Source organism: Mesorhizobium sp. CNPSo 4689 (assembly GCF_057784325.1).
On the sequence record NZ_JBWLUZ010000001.1, the window covers coordinates 341,783 to 359,905 of the forward strand.

At 64.3% G+C, this 18,123-nt stretch carries 17 protein-coding genes; 7 read left to right on the plus strand and 10 right to left on the minus strand.

The window, feature by feature from the left end; translation table 11 throughout:
* Window positions 1-73: 73 nt before the first annotated feature.
* A complete protein-coding gene (locus AC04SI_RS01570) occupies window positions 74-544 on the minus strand; it encodes an Lrp/AsnC family transcriptional regulator (protein ID WP_404275105.1) in 471 nt (156 codons plus the stop codon).
* A 115-nt stretch (window positions 545-659) separates the two neighbouring features.
* Between AC04SI_RS01570 and AC04SI_RS01575 the strand changes: the two genes are divergently transcribed.
* The 3 genes from AC04SI_RS01575 (at window position 660) to AC04SI_RS01585 (ending at window position 3,263) form a co-directional block, all read left to right on the plus strand.
* Window positions 660-911 carry a DUF6356 family protein gene (locus AC04SI_RS01575; RefSeq protein ID WP_006206866.1) on the plus strand — a complete coding sequence of 84 codons (252 nt, stop codon included), beginning with the start codon at window positions 660-662 and terminating at the stop codon, window positions 909-911.
* A 15-nt stretch (window positions 912-926) separates the two neighbouring features.
* Window positions 927-1,727, plus strand: coding sequence for a class II glutamine amidotransferase (locus AC04SI_RS01580; RefSeq protein WP_404275107.1), 801 nt, complete (start codon window positions 927-929; stop codon window positions 1,725-1,727).
* Between the two features lie 162 nt (window positions 1,728-1,889).
* Window positions 1,890-3,263, plus strand: a complete 1,374-nt coding sequence (locus tag AC04SI_RS01585; RefSeq protein ID WP_404275109.1) for an amidase — start codon at window positions 1,890-1,892, stop codon at window positions 3,261-3,263.
* On the opposite strand, the gene AC04SI_RS01590 is transcribed toward AC04SI_RS01585, so the two are convergent.
* Entirely contained in the window at window positions 3,257-4,330 is a 1,074-nt protein-coding gene (locus AC04SI_RS01590) for an NAD(P)/FAD-dependent oxidoreductase (protein WP_404275111.1), read from the minus strand. The genes AC04SI_RS01585 and AC04SI_RS01590 overlap by 7 nt on opposite strands.
* Before the next feature lie 141 nt (window positions 4,331-4,471).
* On the opposite strand from AC04SI_RS01590, the gene AC04SI_RS01595 reads away from it, so the two are divergent.
* Window positions 4,472-6,064 carry a peptide chain release factor 3 gene (locus tag AC04SI_RS01595; protein ID WP_488473831.1) on the plus strand — a complete coding sequence of 531 codons (1,593 nt, stop codon included), beginning with the start codon at window positions 4,472-4,474 and terminating at the stop codon, window positions 6,062-6,064.
* 139 nt (window positions 6,065-6,203) lie between these two features.
* Here AC04SI_RS01595 and AC04SI_RS01600 read toward each other — a convergent pair whose 3' ends face one another.
* The 7 genes from AC04SI_RS01600 to AC04SI_RS01630 form a co-directional block, all read right to left on the minus strand.
* Window positions 6,204-7,631 carry a gamma-aminobutyraldehyde dehydrogenase gene (locus AC04SI_RS01600; RefSeq protein WP_404275115.1) on the minus strand — a complete coding sequence of 476 codons (1,428 nt, stop codon included), beginning with the start codon at window positions 7,629-7,631 and terminating at the stop codon, window positions 6,204-6,206.
* Between the two features lie 25 nt (window positions 7,632-7,656).
* Complete coding sequence (locus AC04SI_RS01605) at window positions 7,657-8,472, minus strand: ABC transporter permease (protein ID WP_192178102.1); 816 nt, start codon at window positions 8,470-8,472, stop codon at window positions 7,657-7,659.
* Window positions 8,462-9,430, minus strand: a complete 969-nt coding sequence (locus tag AC04SI_RS01610) for an ABC transporter permease (protein ID WP_404275117.1) — start codon at window positions 9,428-9,430, stop codon at window positions 8,462-8,464. Before AC04SI_RS01610 ends, AC04SI_RS01605 begins: the two co-directional genes overlap by 11 nt.
* Window positions 9,427-10,425, minus strand: coding sequence for an ABC transporter ATP-binding protein (locus tag AC04SI_RS01615; RefSeq protein WP_404275119.1), 999 nt, complete (start codon window positions 10,423-10,425; stop codon window positions 9,427-9,429). Before AC04SI_RS01615 ends, AC04SI_RS01610 begins: the two co-directional genes overlap by 4 nt.
* A gap of 215 nt (window positions 10,426-10,640) precedes the next feature.
* Window positions 10,641-11,795 carry an ABC transporter substrate-binding protein gene (locus AC04SI_RS01620; RefSeq protein ID WP_192178099.1) on the minus strand — a complete coding sequence of 385 codons (1,155 nt, stop codon included), beginning with the start codon at window positions 11,793-11,795 and terminating at the stop codon, window positions 10,641-10,643.
* 143 nt (window positions 11,796-11,938) lie between these two features.
* Entirely contained in the window at window positions 11,939-12,850 is a 912-nt protein-coding gene (locus AC04SI_RS01625) for a LysR family transcriptional regulator (RefSeq protein WP_006204420.1), read from the minus strand.
* A 65-nt stretch (window positions 12,851-12,915) separates the two neighbouring features.
* Complete coding sequence (locus tag AC04SI_RS01630; protein WP_404275121.1) at window positions 12,916-13,692, minus strand: DeoR/GlpR family DNA-binding transcription regulator; 777 nt, start codon at window positions 13,690-13,692, stop codon at window positions 12,916-12,918.
* Between the two features lie 25 nt (window positions 13,693-13,717).
* On the opposite strand from AC04SI_RS01630, the gene AC04SI_RS01635 reads away from it, so the two are divergent.
* The 3 genes from AC04SI_RS01635 to AC04SI_RS01645 are packed head-to-tail and all read left to right on the plus strand — an operon-like array spanning window position 13,718 to window position 17,446.
* Window positions 13,718-14,107: a hypothetical protein gene (locus tag AC04SI_RS01635; RefSeq protein ID WP_404275123.1), complete on the plus strand. Its 390-nt coding sequence runs from the start codon at window positions 13,718-13,720 to the stop codon at window positions 14,105-14,107.
* Window positions 14,108-14,111: 4 nt separating this feature from the next.
* Window positions 14,112-14,996 carry a phosphotransferase gene (locus tag AC04SI_RS01640; RefSeq protein WP_192178096.1) on the plus strand — a complete coding sequence of 295 codons (885 nt, stop codon included), beginning with the start codon at window positions 14,112-14,114 and terminating at the stop codon, window positions 14,994-14,996.
* The gene (locus AC04SI_RS01645) at window positions 14,993-17,446 is read left to right on the plus strand and encodes a GcvT family protein (RefSeq protein ID WP_404275125.1); all 2,454 of its coding nucleotides are present in this window, start codon (window positions 14,993-14,995) and stop codon (window positions 17,444-17,446) included. Before AC04SI_RS01640 ends, AC04SI_RS01645 begins: the two co-directional genes overlap by 4 nt.
* A 17-nt stretch (window positions 17,447-17,463) precedes the next feature.
* On the opposite strand, the gene AC04SI_RS01650 is transcribed toward AC04SI_RS01645, so the two are convergent.
* Window positions 17,464-18,096 carry a class I SAM-dependent DNA methyltransferase gene (locus AC04SI_RS01650; protein ID WP_404275127.1) on the minus strand — a complete coding sequence of 211 codons (633 nt, stop codon included), beginning with the start codon at window positions 18,094-18,096 and terminating at the stop codon, window positions 17,464-17,466.
* Between the last annotated feature and the right edge of the window lie 27 nt (window positions 18,097-18,123).

The window sequence follows — 18,123 nt, forward strand, 5'->3', positions numbered from 1 at the left end:
TATCGGCACGAATCCCGATTCGGTCAACTCGGCCGCAAGGCTATCAACGCCTTTCTTTTGCGACGGTTCCGTTTCAGCGCAGTTCCACAGGCACGACCGTCGTTTCCTTGATCTCTTCCATGACGAAAGAGGCCGAGACGTCGGACAGCGGCACCTTGGCGATCAGCCGCTGGTAGAGCCGATCATAGGCCTTCACGTCGGCGACTCGGGCGCGCAGCACGTAGTCGAGATCGCCGGACATGCGGTAGACGCCGGTGATCTCGGGAAAGCCGGTCACCGCGGCCCGGAATTTGTGCAGCCAGTCGGGATCGTGGTTGGAGGTGCGGATCAGGATGAACACCGATAGCCCCAGTCCAACCCTGTCGGCATCGACCAGCGCCACTCGCCCGGTGATGACGCCGTCCTCTTCCAACCTTTTGACCCGTCGCCAGCAGGCATTGCGCGACAGTGACACTCTTTCCGAGAGCTGGTCGACCGACAGCGTGCCGTCACGTTGCAGCTCGGCCAGCAATCTTCGGTCTATTTCATCGATTTCCCGCGACATGTTGGGATGAATGTCCCAAATTGTACGCCATGACAAGGACAAATTGAGACCAATGAACCTTTGCCTCGTGGCAGGATACCCAGCATCGGGGCTTATCCCGGCAGGAAGGATCACCATGACGCAGCTTTCGAAGCTCTTTACATCGCACCCGGCCAAGGTGGGCGAGAGCTATTTCAGCCATATGGCCTTTGCCGCGTGGTTCTGCTCGCGCCTGTCGATGGCTGCGGGGGCCGCCCTCGTTCACGCTTTCTTGCCGTTTCTGTTCGAGACTACGGCAAGCCGAATCGTCCGCGAACTCTACGAACGGACGCACAACAGAGGCTCGCACGCGACCAAGGAGCCGGCGGCTCTGATGGACCGCGCATAACGGACGGTAGAAGCGATGTGCCGGTGGGCGGCCTATTTTGGTGAAGCGGTCTTCCTCGAAGACATCGTCACGGCGCCCTGCCACTCGCTGATCGCCCAGAGCCACTGCGCCCAGGAAGCCAAGTCGCCGACCAATGGCGACGGCTTTGGTCTCGCCTGGTATGGTGACCGGTCCGAGCCCGGCCTCTATCGCGACATCCTGCCGGCCTGGTCGGATCCCAACCTGAAGAGCCTGTGCCGGCAGATCAAATCCGGCCTGTTCCTCGCCCATGTGCGCGCCTCGACCGGCGGCGCCACCAGTCGCATGAATTGCCACCCGTTCATCTCCGGCCAGTGGTCGTTCATGCACAACGGCCAGATCGGCGGCTTCGAAAAGATCCGCCGCGCGCTGGAGAATTCGCTCTCCGACGCCGTTTTCGACCAGCGCGAGGGCACCACCGATTCCGAACTCTTTTTTCTCTTGATGATCGACGAGGGTCTTTCGGCGGATCCGCAAGGGGCAGTGTCGCGTGCCACCAGCCGCGTCATCGAAGCCTCTTACCGCGCCGGTCTTGAGCCGGCTTTGAGGCTCACCGCCGCCTTTTCGGATGGGCAGGCGCTCTACGCCGTGCGCTACGCGACCGACGCCCACGCGCCGACGCTCTACACGTCCGTCTTCCGCAAGGGTGGCGGCCGCTGCATCGTGTCGGAGCCCTTCGACCGCGACGGCGGCGACTGGCAGGCGATCCCGCCATCGAGCTTCGTCACCATCGGCAGCGATGGCATGGCCATTCGTGCCTTCGCGCCCGCGTCGGCCAAGCTGGCACTCGTCATCTAATTGCAAATTGTGGCCACGCCGGCGTAGCGCGTCCACCTCGACGGATCCAGCGCAATCCCAATCAAGCGCCGCAACGCCCTCCCATGCTGAACTTGGCTTGAAGCCGCGCCGCAGCCCGCCATTTGATGGGTCAGGCGTCGCCAGCAAGCCGGAGCATTCGTCATGGACCCCGCCTTTTCCTCGACTATCGACCTCGCCACCGCGATCGCCGCACGAAAGATCTCCGCCGTCGAAGCGCTGGAGGTGCATCTGGCGCAGATCGACCGGCACAACGGAGCGGTCAACGCGGTCGTCATTCTCGACCGGGAAGGGGCCAGCGAGCGTGCGAAAGAGGCCGACGCAGTATTGGCGCGCGGCGACGCCCTCGGCCCGCTGCATGGAGTGCCCTTCACGCTGAAGGACACGCACGAAACGGCAGGCATGAAGACCACGGTCGGCTTTCCGTCCTTTGCAGACTATGTCGCGAAACAGGACAGCCCGGTCGTCGCGCGGCTTAAGGCCGCCGGCGGCGTACTGACCGGCAAGACCAATGTCGCGACCATGCTGGGTGATTGGCAGTCGGACAATCCGCTGTTCGGCCGCACCGGCAACCCGTGGAACCTCGACCGTACCGCCGGCGGCTCCAGCGGCGGCGCGGCCGCGGCGGTCGCAACGGGCATGACGCCGTTCGAGGTCGGCACCGACATGCAGGATTCGATCCGCCTGCCTGCCAGCTTCTGCGGCGTCTACGGCCTGAAGCCGACCGAGCATCGAATCTCGCTGGCCGGCGCCTTTCCCGATCCCGGCGGCGCTGCGCGCAGCGTGCGGCTGATGTCTTGTCTCGGCCCGCTGGCGCGGACCGTCGAGGACCTGGCTTTGATCTACCAGATCATCGCCGGACCGGACGGAAGCGACACCGACCTTGCGCCGGTGCCGGTCGAGCCCATGGAGACGCTCAATCTCAAATCGCTGCGCATCGCCATCGCGCCGTCCTTTCACGGCTTTCCGGTGGCCGCCGATATCAGCGCCGCCATCGAAAGCTTTGCCCGCCAACTGCAGGGCGAGGGCGCTGCCGTGGAAGAAGCGAAACTGCCGAAGCTCGACCTGCATGAAGATCTGGAACAGGGCGGCGAACTGATCGGCATGATGCTGGAGGCAGCGCAGCCGGAACCGCCCGAGCAGCCTTCGACTGTCTCCCGCTGGTTCGAGTCGCTCGCCTGCCGCGACCGCTCGATCCGGGCCTGGGACCGGTTCTTCGAAACCTGCGACGCACTGCTCTGCCCGGTCGCCATGTGCACTGCCTTTCCGCATTGCGAACCGGGTACGTCGATCGAGGTCGATGGCAAGCAGCAGAGTTACTGGATGCTGCCCGCCTATGGCGCGGTCTTCAACTATTCCGGCCATCCGGCACTGTCGCTGCCGTGCGGACAGGACCGGGACGGCCTGCCCATCGGCCTGCAACTGGTCGGCAAGCGCTGGTCGGAATCGCGGCTGCTCGGAATCGCCAAGGCAATAGAACCGCTCACCGGCGGCTTTCGCCGCCCGCCCAATTATTGACCGAAGCGCTCCACTCCATAGGGGGCAAGCAGCGGATCGCGCTCGCCGTCGAGAATTTCGCGGGTGGCAAACAGACCGACAGCCGGCGCCAGCGTGATGCCGGAATGCATGACCGCGATATAGAGGCCGTCGACACCGTCGGCGCGGCCGATGATTGGAAAACCGTCGATAGGCGTTGGCCGGTAACCGATCGTGTGGAAATCCAGCTCCAGCCCGTCGGCGCCGCGCAGCATGCTCTTCGCCGTCGCGAACAGATCGCGTGCGGTGGCTTCGGGGTTCAGGCCCGGATCGCCGCCGCCGAAATCGGAACCGGCAATGATGCGGCCCTCCAGCGTCTGGCGAATATGCAGCGGCTCGCCCATCACCAGGCCGTTGAGCAGCTTTTTGTACGGGCGCGAGTGGACGATCAGGCCGGCCGGCGTTTCGATCGGCAGGTTGATCCCGGTCGTCGCGGCGATGGCCGGAGCACCGGCGCCGGCAGCGATCACCACCTCGTCCGCGGCAATCCGTTGCCCCGAAATCTCCACGCCGGTGACCTTGCCATTGCTACGCACCAGGGCGGTGACGGCTCCGACCATCATTCTCGCGCCGCATCGTTCGGCATCGGCCAGCAGCGCTTTCGCGGTGGCGACCGGTTCGGCCGCGCCTTCCTCGGCGACATGGAGGGCGAAGTCGGGAGGCTCTACGAGATTGGGTTCGATGCGCGCCGCTTGTTCGCGGCCGATACGCTCGACGCCATAGCCCCAGGACGAATGCTCGGCGGCATGGGCTTCCAGCCTGTCCACCGGCATGTCCCAGCACAGGCTGCCGCACCAGGCGAGCGGCAGGCCGGGCAGGTCCCTTGCCAGCCGCGTCCATTCGGCCATCGCGAAGGTGCGCAGCCGGAAATAGATCTCCGGATTGCCCCAGCTTGCATTGATCCAGGCAAAGGAATTCGGTGTAGCGACACCGCCGGCGCCGCTATCTGCGATCACCGTCACCCGCGCTCCGGCCTTGGCCAGATGCCAGGCAATGGAGGCGCCGATGATGCCGGCGCCGATGACGATGACTTCCTTCGCTTTGCTCATGCTGAACTCTCTCCGAATTGAGCTCCCTGATGCCATTGCGGCGGTCCAAGCTCAAGCGCGGTCGGGGCCCATCCGCCCAAAACCGTCGACAGGCCGGGAAAGCGCTGCTAGAAGCCCGCGCCACAGACAGGATTCCAAAAATTGGCTGAAGACATCGAACAGGCGGTATCGCGCCGCCGCACTTTCGCGATCATCGCGCACCCCGACGCCGGCAAGACCACGCTCACCGAAAAGCTGCTGCTGTTCGGCGGCGCCATTCAGCTTGCCGGCGAGGTCAAGGCCAAGAAGGACCGCATCCAGACCCGGTCCGACTGGATGAAGATCGAGCGCGAGCGCGGCATTTCGGTCGTCACCTCGGTGATGACCTTCGAATATGAGGACAATGTCTTCAACCTCTTGGATACGCCCGGCCACGAGGATTTCGCCGACGACACCTACCGCACGCTGTCGGCAGTCGACAGCGCCGTCATGGTCATCGATGCCGCCAAGGGCATCGAGCCGCGAACGCTGAAGCTGTTCGAGGTCTGCCGCCTGCGCGACATTCCGATCATCACCTTCGTCAACAAGATGGACCGCGAAAGCCGCGATCCGTTCGAGATCCTCGACGAGATCGAGCAAAAGCTGGCGCTGGACACCGCGCCGATCACCTGGCCGATCGGCCGCGGCAAGACCTTTGCCGGCACCTATCACCTGGCGCTGAACGCCGTACGCAAGGGCGACGCCGAAAAGGAGCGCACGCCGGTCAACGGTCCCGATTCCAACCGCGTCGCCGGATTGTTGCCGGACAATGAGCGCGAGGCCTTCATCGAGGAACTGGAGCTGGCGCGCGAAGCCTGCCGCCCGCTCGACATCGATGCTTTCCGCGAGGGCCATCTGACGCCGGTCTATTTCGGTTCGGCGCTGCGCAACTACGGCGTGCGCGACCTGATCGAGGCGCTCGGCGCCTTCGGGCCGCCGCCGCGCGCGCAGGAGGCCGACAGCCGCAAGGTCGAGGCGACCGAGGACAAGATGACCTCCTTCGTCTTCAAGATCCAGGCCAACATGGACCCGAACCATCGCGACCGCATCGCTTTCGTGCGCGTCTGCTCGGGCAAGCTTGAGCGCGGCATGAAGGCCAGACTGGTGCGCACCGGCAAGCCGATGAGCCTGTCGGCGCCGCAATTCTTCTTCGCCCGCACGCGCGTCACCGCCGACGAGGCTTTTGCCGGCGACGTCGTCGGCATTCCCAACCATGGCACGCTGCGCATCGGCGACACGCTGACCGAGGGCGAAGAGATCCTGTTCCGCGGCGTGCCCAACTTCGCCCCGGAAATCCTGCGCCGCGTTCGCCTCGGCGATGCGATGAAGGCCAAGAAACTCAAGGAAGCGCTGCACCAGATGGCCGAAGAAGGCGTCGTGCAGCTGTTTTCGCCGGAGGACGGCTCACCGGCCATCGTCGGCGTCGTCGGCGCACTGCAGCTCGACGTGCTGAAGGAGCGGCTGAACTTCGAATACACGCTGCCCGTCGATTTCGAGATGTCGCGCTTTTCCGTCTGCCGCTGGATATCGGCCGACGACAAGGCCGAAGTCCAGCGCTTCATCGAGGCGCATCGCGGCGACATCGCCCGCGACCTCGACAACGACCCGGTGTTTTTGGCCCAGCACGCCTTCTCGCTCAACTACGAAGCCGAGCGCTGGAAGGCGATCCGGTTTGCCGCGGTGAAGGATTATCAGGTGCGCGACAAGGCGGCGTAAGCTGCGGCCCTTCCCTTCTCACCTTACAAGCGGAGAAGGGAAGGTGCTGCGACGGGCTCCCGGCCCTCCGCTATGGCTCCGGGCGTTCGTCGTTCGAAAAGCCAAATCGTTGGCTTTCGTCCGCTACGCGGACCACTCCTCACCCATGCGCAACCATCACATGCCGCACGGCGGTGTAGTCCTCAAGCGCGTAGAGCGACATGTCCTTGCCGTAGCCGGACTGCTTCACTCCGCCATGCGGCATCTCGTTGGTCAGCATGAAATGGGTGTTGATCCAGGTGCAGCCATACTGCAGACGGGCTGCCGTCGCCATGGCGCGCGAGACGTCCTTCGTCCACACCGACGACGCCAGCCCGTAGTCGCTGTCATTGGCCCAGTTCACGGCCTCGTCGACCTCGGAGAAGCGTGTGATCGAAACGACCGGACCGAATACTTCGCGGCGCACGATCTCGTCTTCCTGCAGCGCGCCGGCAACGACCGTCGGCTGGTAGAAGAAACCCGAGCCCTCGCCCGGCTTGCCGCCGGTGGTGATCTCGATGTGTTTCAGTTCCGAGGCGCGCTCGACGAAGCTGGAGACGCGGTCGCGCTGGCGGCGCGAGATCAGCGGCCCGATCTCGTTCTCGGTGTCGTCGGGGCGGTTGTATTTGATGGTCGAAACGGCCGAGGAGAGATCGGCGACGAGCTTGTCGTATATCTTCCTGCCGGCATAGATGCGGCAGGCAGCGGTGCAGTCCTGGCCGGCATTGTAGTAGCCGAAGGCGCGCAGGCCGTTGACCACGGCGCCGAGATCGGCGTCGTCGAAGACGATGACTGGCGCCTTGCCGCCGAGTTCGAGATGCGTGCGCTTGACCGACTTGGCGGCGGCCTGCAGCACCTTCTTGCCGGTGGCGACGTCACCGGTGATCGAGATCATATTGACCTTGGCATGGTTGATCAGCGTGTTGCCGACGCTATCGCCACGGCCGAGCACGACATTGACGACGCCTTCCGGCAGGACATCGGCGAGGATCTTGGCCAGCTTTAGCGCCGTCAGCGGCGTTTGTTCGGACGGCTTGAAGACGACGGTGTTGCCGCCGCCGATCGCTGGCGCCAGCTTCCAGGCCATCATCATCAGCGGATAGTTCCACGGTGCGATCGAGGCGACGATACCGATCGGGTCGCGGCGGACCATCGAGGTGTGGCCGGGCAGATATTCGCCGGCGACCACGCCTGGCATGGAGCGGACAGCGCCGGCAAAGAAGCGGTAGCAGTCGACGATCGCCGGGATCTCGTCATTGAGCACGGCATTGATCGGCTTGCCGCAATTCAACGCCTCGAGCGCGGCGAATTCTTGCGCTTCGGCCTCGATGCGATCGGCGATCTTCAGCAGATAGCCTGAGCGCTGCGCCGGCGTGGTGCGCGACCACAAGACGAACGCTTGTTCGGCGGCAGTGACGGCAGCCTCGATCTGCGCCGGGCTGGCTTCCGGCAGGTTGAGAATGGTCGCCCCGGTCTTTGGATTGAGGATCGGCTCCTCGGTCTCGGTGCCCTTGTCGAAGATCGAGCCGATCAGCATCTGGGTGTCCATGGAAGTCTCTCCCTTATTCTTTGGGTTATTTGCCCGAACCGGCGATCTGGTCGCCGTCGCGGGTCAGGTAATAGGCAAGAAGGATGGGCAGCAGCGTCACCAGCACCACGACCATGGCCACGACATTGGTGACGGGGCGCTGGCGCGGACGGATCAGTTCCTCCAGCATCCAGATCGGCACGGTCTGCTGCTGGCCGGCGGTGAAGGTGGTGACGATGACTTCGTCAAAAGAAAGGGCGAAGGCCAGCATGCCGCCGGCTAGCAGAGCCGTGGCGATGTTGGGCAACACGACATGCCGGAAGGTCTGGAAGCCATCGGCGCCGAGATCCATCGAGGCTTCGATCATCGAGCCTGAGGTGCGACGGAAACGGGCGACGGCATTGTTGTAGACGACGACCACGCAGAAGGTGGCGTGGCCGAGCACGATCGTCCAGAACGAGAACGGGATGTCGGCCAGCGAAAAAGCCGAACGCAGCGCGATGCCGGTGATGATGCCGGGTAGCGCGATCGGCAGGATGACCAGCAGCGAAATGGTTTCACGGCCGAAGAAGCGCGTCTGCGAGACGGCGGCGGCGCATAGCGTGCCCAGCACCAGCGCGATGGCCGTCGAGATGGCCGCGACGCGGACCGACAGCGAAAGCGCTTCCCACACATCCGGACGATTCCAGGTGACGGCGAACCATTGCGTGGTCAGCCCCGGTGGCGGCCAGACGAAGCTTTTCTCTTCGGTGGTGAACGCATAGACGAAGATCAGCAGGATCGGCAGATGCAGGAAGAGCAGGCCGCAGGCAGCGGCGATCTTCAGTCCGAGAGGGGCCGACGGGCCGCGGTCAGAGCGCATCGAAGGCTCCCATGCGCTTGGCGCCCCACAGATAGAAGCCCATGATGACGATCGGCACTACGGTGAAAGCGGCGGCGAGCGGGATGTTGCCGGCGGTGCCTTGCTGCGAATAGACGGCCTGGCCGATGAACAGCCGTGACGTGCCGATGATCTGCGGGATGATGTAGTCGCCCAATGTCAGCGAGAAGGTGAAGATCGAGCCGGCGACGATGCCGGGCAGCGCCAGCGGGAACAGCACGTTGCGGAAGGTCTGGCCGGGCGAGGCGCCGAGATCGGACGAGGCCTCGACCAGATTGCCGGGCACGCGTTCGAGTGCGGCCTGGACGGGGAGGATCATGAATGGCAGCCAGACATAGACGAAGACGATGAAGGTACCGGTGAAGGATACCGATAGCGAATTGCCGCCGACGACCGGCAGCGACAGCCAGCCATCGAGCAGCCACAAAAGATGCAGCTTGGCCAACAGCCAGGTGAGGATGCCTTCCTTGGCGAGGATCAACTTCCAGGCGTAGATCTTGACCAGATAGCTCGACCACAGCGGCAGCATGACGCCGAGATAGAACAGCGCCTTCCAGCGTCCGCGCGCATATCGAGCCGCATAATAGGCGATGGGGAAGGCGATGATCGCCGAGGCCAGCGTGACCAGCGCCGCCATCGTCACCGTGCGCAGGATGATGTCGAGATTGGCGGCCTGGAACAGGTCGCCATAGGTCTTCAGCGTGAACTCCCGGTTGATCAGGCCGGAGAACTCGTCGATCGAGAAGAAGCTCTGCAGCAAGAGCGCAAACAGCGAGCCGATATAGACGATGCCGAGCCACAGCACCGGCGGCAGCAGCATGAGCAAAAGCAGGAGTTGCGGCCGGCGCCAGAAAAGGTCGGACAGCGTGCCGCGCAGGCCGCCGCTTCCCGGCAGGATGGCGGGGGCGGTGGTGCGCGGCATGGCGGCGTCGAGGGTCATGCCGGCTCGTCCATCAGATGCAGATGTTCGCGATTGAAGGTGAGCACGACCGCTTCACCTGCCTCCGGCATCGCAGTGCCTGCCGGCACGATGGCGTGCAGCCTCAGTCCGTCGGCATCGAGCGCCAGCCTGGTGGTGGCGCCGAGATAATTGGTCGAGACGAGACGGGCGGCGACGCCGTCGCCCATGGCCCCGTGGCCGACGCGGATGGATTCGGGGCGCAGGCTGCCCCAGCGGTGCTGGCCGGAATAACGCTGGACGAAATCTGGCGGCAGCACGTTGGAAGAGCCGACGAAATCGGCGACGAAGCGCGTCCTCGGCCGCTGGTAGATATCCTCGGGCGTGCCGATCTGCATGATCTTGCCGTCGTTGAAGACGGCGACGCGATCGGCCATGGACAGCGCCTCGCCTTGGTCGTGGGTGACGAAGACGAATGTGATGCCGAGCGCCTTCTGCAGCGACTTCAGCTCTTCCTGCATGTTCTCGCGCAGCTTGAGGTCGAGCGCGCCGAGCGGCTCGTCGAGCAGCAGCACCTTGGGCTGGTTGACCAGGGCACGCGCTAGCGCGACGCGCTGACGCTGGCCGCCGGAAAGCTGACCGGGGCGGCGCGCGCCATAGCCTGGCAGCCGCACCAGCGACAGCGCCTCTTCGGCCGCCTTCTGCCGCGCCAGCTTGCCGACACCCTTGACCATCAGCCCGTAGGCGACATTGTCGAGCACGTTGAGGTGCGGGAACAGCGCATAGTCCTGGAAGACGGTGTTGACGTTGCGGCGATAGGGCGGGACGCCCTCTGCACGCTCGCCGAAAATCGAGATCGAGCCCGCGGTCGGCTGCTCGAAACCGGCAATCAGTCGCAGGCAGGTGGTCTTGCCGGACCCGGACGGACCGAGCATGGCAAAGAACTCGCCCGGCGCGATGTCGAGATCGACCGCATCGACGGCGCGCACACTGCCGAAATGGCGGGAGACCTTTTGGAAGGAAACGGCGGAGGTCATGGCTGTCAGTCTGTTGCCGGTTGATTTGTCGATATCGCCAGCGCCGCCACGGATTGCGGGCGGGCCAGCGAACTGCGCGCCCCTTGTGGGGAGGTCGCGCGAAGTCGCGCGTGGGGGTGATCCGGCAAGACCTGCCGAGAATCCCCCCACCTCGCTGACCCCACCCCAACGTTACGCGTTGGCCCTCCCCACAAAGGGGAGGGCAATGGGCGAAATCACCGGCCGCCGATGACGCCGATATAGTCCGACACCCAGCGGTAATAAGGCACGCACTGGTTGTTTTCGCTGGCGCATTTCGACACCGGCGTCTTCCAGAACTTGATCTTGTCGAAATTGTCGTAGCCGTTGGTCTTGCAGCCCTCTTCGCCAAGCAGTTCATTGCCCTTGCAGGCGGCGGGCACCACGGGAAGCGAGCCGAACCAGGCCGAGACATCGCCCTGCACTTTCGGCGACAGCGAGTGCTCGAGCCACATATAGGCGCAGTTCGGATGGGCCGCGTCGGCCTCCATCATAGTGGTGTCGGCCCAGCCGGTGACGCCTTCCTCGGGGATGGTCGAAGAGACCGGCTTCTTGGCGGCGACCAGCGTGTTGACCTGGTAGGGCCACGAGCCCGAGGCCACGACGCCCTCGTTCTGGAAATCGTCGACCTGGATGGCAGCGTCGTGCCAGTAGCGACCGACCAGCGTGCGCTGGACGCGCAGCAGGTCGAGTGCTGCCTTGTACTGGTCCTCGGTCAGCTCGTAGGGATCCTTGATGCCGAGTTCCGGCTTGTGGAACATCAAATAGTTGGCGGCGTCGGCGATGTGGATCGGACCATCATAGGCCTGGACGCGGCCCTTGTTCGGCTTGCCGTCGGGCAGGTCCATCGCCTCGAAGACGACGTTCCAGCTCTTGGGCGCTTCCTTGAAGACTTCGGTATTGTACATCAGCACATTCGGACCCCACTGGTAGGGAACGCCGTAGTGCACCTTGTCGACCGTGAACCAGGGCGCATCCTTCAGGCGATCGTCGACCGTCTTCCAGCTCGGGACGAGATCGGTGTTGATCGGCTGCACGCGCTTGCCGGCGACGAGCCGCAGCGAGGCGTCGCCCGAGGCGGTGACGAGATCGAAACCGCCCTCATTCATCAGCGACACCATTTCGTCCGACGTGTTGGCTGTCTTGACGTTGACCTTGCAGCCGGTGTCCTTCTCGAAGGACGTCACCCAGTCATAGCCCTTGTCGGTTTCGCCGCGCTCGATGTAGCCCGGCCAGGCGACGATATTGACCTCGCCCTCGCCCTTGCCGAGTTCCTTGACCTGGGCGATGGCCTGGCCGGAGAAGGTCAGCGCAACCGTCAATGCAGTGCATGACTTCAGGAATGAATTCATCGTCGATCTCCCATTTTAGGGGCCGCACTCTCGCGGCGGCTTTGGTCCCTGAAATGAAAGGTGCGGCGAAATTTCCGGTTTCGCAAATTCATTTATCAGAAAGGCGATATCGGTTTTTCCGATAGATGGAGGACCAGGCCCTATCAAGGTCGCTGGCGGACCGTGCGCTGCGACTGGGCAAGGCCGATGAAGTCACGCGCCGCCTGCGGCAGGCTGGAACCGCGGCGCCAGACCATGCCGACCTGGACCACGGGCAGCGTGCCGGAAATGTCGCGCGATTCGATACGGTCGCCTTCCAGCGACCACGGCCGGTAGACGAGGTCGGGCAGCAGCGCCACGCCGGCACCTGTGGCAACCAGGCTGCGCACCGCTTCGACCGAGCGGGTGCGGAAGGCGACATGCGGCTTGGCGCCGATCGCCGCCAAAAGCTTGCCGGTGTTCTCCTCGATCTCGTCGACGGTGAGCATGATCAGCGGTTCGCCGGCGATGTCGCCGATGCCGATGATGTCGGCACTGGCCAGCTTGTGGCTGAGCGGCACCCACAAGCGGTAGGCCGAGACCTCGAGGATTTCCGACTGCAGTGCAGTGCGGTCGCGCAGGTTTGAGGTAACCATGACGGCGATGTCGAGCTTGCCGCCGATCAGCAGGTGTTCAAGGTAATCGCCATTGTCCTCGATGGCCGAGACCTCGACGCCCGGATAGGCGCGACGGTAGCGCGCGAGAAGGTCGGAGAGCACATAGCCGGCGACCAGCGAGGTGACGCCGAGCTGCAGGCGGCCGCCGGCCACCAGCTGGTCGCCGAAGAAGGCGCGGCGCGCATCGGACACATCGGCCAGGATCTTGGTCGCGTGGCGCAGGAACTGGTGGCCCTTGTGGGTGATGTTGAGGCCGCGCGGATGGCGCTCGAACAGCTCGACACCGAGATCGCTCTCAAGCTCCTTGATCGCCTCGGTGACCGAGGATTGCGAGATCGACAGGTTCTGGGCGGCGCCCGACACCGTGCCTTGCTCGGCGACGGCGACGAAGAACTGCAGTTGTCTGATGGTGAAGGCCATGGCCGGACTAAACACGGCGAAGGCCGCGCTGGGAAGTGGCAGGGGCACTGATCCTGCGGTGCGGATCAGAACCCGGCTTCGGCGCTCGCAATGCTCAGCCGCGCGCCGGACTCGGCAAGGGCGGCGGCTATATCGTGCGGCGGTGGGTGGTCGGTGGCGAGTTCGGAAAAGCCGTCGAAGCCGCAGACCTGGACCAGCCCCTGGCGGCCGAACTTAGAGTGGTCCGTGATGACGAGGGAACGCTGGCCGCGCGACAGCACCATGCGGGCGAACTCGGCTTCATCCAAGTCATAGTCCATGACGCCCGCCACGGCGTCGACGGCGCCGATGGATATCACCGCGTGGCTGACGGAGAAGCGGCTGACGAATTCGATGGCCGAGGCGCCGAAGGCCGCGCCGGAATCGCTGCGCAGTTCGCCGCCGGCCATATAGACCTTGTTGCCATTGACGGTGGCCAAAGTGCGGGCGATGTCGGACGAATTGGTGACGACCGTCAGCCGCCGGTGACCGAGCAGCTCGCGGGCGAGGAACGACGTCGTCGTGCCGGTGTCGAGCATGATCGATTCGCCGTCGCGGATGGTGGCGGCGACCATGCGGGCGATAAGGCGCTTGGCGTCGGCGTTGTCACGCATGCGCCGCTCGAACGGCGCCTCGCCGACCAGTGACGGCAGGCCGATGGCGCCATGCATCTTGAGGACGGAACCGTCGCCGGTGAGCGGCTTGACGTCGCGCCGCACGGTTTCCAGAGACACCCCCAAACGGTCGGCCAGGCTGGCGATGGTGACGGTGCCCTCCTCCTGCAGTAGGCGCAGGATCTCGCCATGCCGTTTCGAGTGGACCATGCGGCTTTCCCGGGGACTTGCGCTGTTGACCGATTCTAAGGCAATTCAAACGTTTTTAAAGGAATTGCTTATGTTTTCGGGCAAAACACCCAAAAAAAGTCACAGCTTTTTATTGACAGCCGGTCAGCACTGGCGTGAGATCAATCGCGTGACAGGCTCAGAACTGCCACTGGAGGTTGATGGCAGAGCCGCACGCAAACGCACCGGCCAGACCGTCTGGAACGTGCCTGCGCAAGGGAATTTTCAGATCCGCGGGGGCGGATGCCGGGGGCTCAAATACCTGGCCAAAAGGGGCTCGTCGGTGCGGTGCGGGATAATGACCCGGCGTCCCGCACCGACGAGGTTTTTGTGTTTCTCCCCGCCAGCGTTGCGCTATGTGCGGCGCTTTGTCGAAGTTCAGCCGAACCAGGGATGATCCCGTGATTGCCGAAGACCGCATCCGCGCCCTGCCTTGCTGGACCGGCAGCATCGAGATTGCGCCGCTGCCGGGCGGCCTCAGCAACGCCAACTATGTGGTCAAGGACGCGGCCGGGCGGCATGTCGTTCGCTTCGGCCAGGACTATCCTTTCCACCACGTCTTTCGCGAGCGCGAAGTGATGACATCGCGGGCGGCCCATGCCGCCGGCTTCGCACCTGCAGTCCGCTATGCAGAGCCGGGCATCATGGTGACGGAATATCTCGGCGCCAGGACCTATACGGCCGAAGACGTGCGCGCCAACATCGGCCGCGTCGCGGCCCTGATGCGCGGTTTCCATCGCGAGATGCCCAACCACATCTCCGGCGCCGGCTTCATGTTCTGGGTGTTCCACGTCATCCGCGACTATGCGCGCACGCTGGAGGAAGGCGGCAGCCGCAAGCGGGGCGACCTGCCCTATCTCCTGACGCTGGCGGACGAGCTCGAGCGGGCGCAGAAGCTGCTGCCGATCGTCTTCGGTCACAACGATCTTTTGCCGGCCAACATTCTCGACGACGGCAGCAGGCTGTGGCTGATCGACTTCGAATATGCCGGCTTCAACACCGCTATGTTCGACCTTGCCGGGGCTGCCTCGAATGCCGGCCTGAGCGACCAGGAATCCTTCGCCCTGCTCACGGCTTACTTCATGAAGGAACCGGACGAAGCGATCCGCCGCTCGCATGCGGCCATGCAATGCGCCTCGCTGCTGCGCGAGGCGATGTGGAGCATGGTCTCCGAACTCTACCTCGACGCGCCGGGCATCGACTACATCGCCTACACCGAGGAAAACTTGACGCGGCTGGAAGCGGCGCTGGAAAACTACCGGACAAAATACGGGATACTGACATGACCTTGCCCAGCCATGCCGGGATCGTCGTCATCGGCGGCGGCATCATCGGCTGTTCGACGGCCTATCATCTGGCGCGCGACCACAAGGCCGATGTCGTGCTGCTGGAACAGGGCAAGCTGACCTCGGGCTCGACCTGGCATGCGGCAGGCCTTGTAGGGCAGTTGCGCTCGTCGGCTTCGATCACCCGCGTGCTCAAATATTCGGTCGAACTCTACAAGGGCCTGGAGGCCGAAACCGGTCTCGCCACCGGCTGGAAGATGACCGGCTGCCTCAGGCTGGCCACCAATGCCGACCGCTGGACCGAATACAAGCGGCTGGCCACTACGGCCAAAAGCTTCGGCATGGACATGCAATTGCTGTCGCCGGCCGAGGTCAAGGCGATGTGGCCGCTGCTCGAAACCGGTGATCTCGTCGGCGCCTCCTGGCTGCCGACCGACGGGCAGGCAAGCCCGTCCGACATTACGCAGTCACTGGCCAAGGGCGCACGCATGCATGGCGCGAAACTGTTCGAGGATGTCCGCGTCACCAGCTTCGAGATGAAGGACGGCCGCATCACCGCGGTGAAGACCAGCAAGGGCGATATTGCCTGCGACAAGGTGGTGAACTGCGCCGGGCAATGGGCAAGGCAGGTGGGTGCCATGGCCGGCATCAACGTGCCGCTGCAGCCGGTGAAGCACCAGTACATCATCACCGAGAAGATCGAGGGCCTGGCGACCGACGCGCCGACCATCCGCGACCCCGACCGCCGTACCTACTTCAAGGAAGAGGTCGGCGGGCTGGTGATGGGCGGCTATGAGCCGAACCCGCAGGCCTGGATGACTGATCTCCCCGGGGGCGACGTTCCGAACGACTGGGAATTCCGTCTGTTCGACGACGACTACGATCATTTCGAGCAGCATATGAGCCAGGCAATTGCGCGCGTTCCGGCGCTGGAGACCGTCGGCGTCAAGCAGATGATCAACGGTCCGGAGAGCTTTACCCCGGACGGCAATTTCATCCTCGGCACGGCGCCTGAATGCGCCAACATGTTCGTCGGCGCCGGCTTCAACGCGTTCGGCATCGCCTCCGGCGGCGGCGCTGGCTGGGTGCTGGCGCAATGGGTGGTCGATGGCGAAGCGCCGCTCGATCTATGGGTGGTCGACATCAGGCGGTTTTCCGGCCTGCACCGCGACCGGCAATGGGTCTGCGACCGCACGCTGGAAGCCTATGGCAAGCACTACACGATTGGTTTCCCGCATGAGGAGTACTTGTCGGGACGGCCGCGCATTGTTTCGCCGCTCTATGAGCGGCTGAAGACGCATCGCGCTGTGTTCGGCTCGAAACTCGGCTGGGAACGGCCGAACTGGTTCGCGCCCGAGGGCAGCAAACCGGAAGACATCTATTCGATGGGCCGGCAGAACTGGTTCTCGGCGGTTGGCGAGGAGCACAGGCATGTGCGCGAGAAGGTCGGCATTTTCGACCAGTCGTCCTTCGCCAAATACGAGATGACCGGCGCGGATGCGCAGAAGGCGCTGGACTGGATCTGCGCCAACGACGTCGCCAAGCCGGTCGGCCGGCTGACCTACACGCAGCTTCTCAACACGCGCGGCGGCATCGAGGCCGACCTGACCGTGGCTCGGCTTGGCGAAGAAAAGTTCTACATCGTCACAGGCACAGGTTTCCGCACGCATGATTTCGCGTGGATCGACGACCATGTCGGCAAGGATCTCGACGTCACCTTCAGCGACGTCACCGAGGATTTCGGCACGCTGTCGCTGATGGGACCGCGTGCACGCGACGTGCTTTCAGCAGTGGCCGACGCGGATGTGTCGAACGCCGCCTTCCCATTCGGCCATGCGCGCGAGTTCGCCATTGCCGGCCATACAATTCGGGCGCTACGCGTCACCTATGTCGGCGAACTCGGCTGGGAACTGCATGTGCCGATCGCGGCAACCGGCGAGATCTTCGACGCGCTGATGGCGGCGGGCAAGACATACGACATCCGCCCAGTCGGCTACCGGGCGCTGGAATCGCTCAGGCTGGAAAAGGGTTATCGCGCCTGGGGCTCGGACATCACGCCCAACGACACGCCGCAGGAGGCCGGCCTTGGCTGGGCGGTGAAGCTGAGGAAGAACACCGATTTCGTCGGCCGGCGGGCACTTGAGAAGGTCAATGGCGACGCGCCGAAGAAACGCTTTGCCGGCTTCACGGTCGACGATCCGGAGATCGTGCTGGTCGGCCGCGAGACGATCCTGCGCAACGGCGAGCCGGTCGGTTATCTCACCAGCGGCGGCTATGGCTATACGGTGGCCAAGAATGTCGGCTTCGGCTATGTGCGCAATGCCGAGGGCATAAGCGACGACTTCCTCGCCTCCGGCGACTACGAGCTGGTGGTGGCGATGGAACGCACGCGGGCAAAGATCCATCTCGAGCCGCTGTATGATCCGGCGGGAGAAAGGATCAGGTCTTAGGCCTTCTCCAGTCTCGATCAGATGACGCGCAGGACAAGACCTCGGCTGGGCACGGTATCGGCCTCGCCCGGCATGGAGACATAGGGCGCCGTCTCCTCGTCGCGCGTGACGACACCTTGCGCCTCCAATTCGGCGATGCGCGCGGCAAAGCCCGCCTCCCACAGCGTGTTCTTGACCGTCAGCACGATCGCGCCGCCCGGCCGGCAGATGCGGATCAGCTCGTCCAGTCCTTCGGCGCCGACATGGCCCGAAGTGAAGACACCGGCCGAGACGATTCCGGCATAGGCATTGTCCGCGAAAGGCAGCGGCCCGCCGAGCGCCAGGCAGTGAAGCGCCGAATAGATACCCTTGGCCGCCGCCTTGGCCAGCATGCCCTCGGAAATGTCGAGCGCCTCGACTTGCGGGTAGCCGATGATGGCAAGCCATTCGCCGCTGAGCCCGGTGCCGGCGCCCGCATCGAGAAGCGGGGCTGCCCCGCGGGGCAGATGGCGGGCCAGCAGAGCGAGGCAGATCGTCGGATGGCGATAGCCGGCGGTCGACATGTCGGCATCGTAGGTGTCGGACCAGCTGTCGTAAAGCGCCGCCACCTCCTCGGGTCGCTTCGCCGCATAGGCCGCGCCGAGCGCAGTGTTCTGCTTGCTGTGTGCCATTGCCGCTCGCCCGACTCTTTGCCTGTC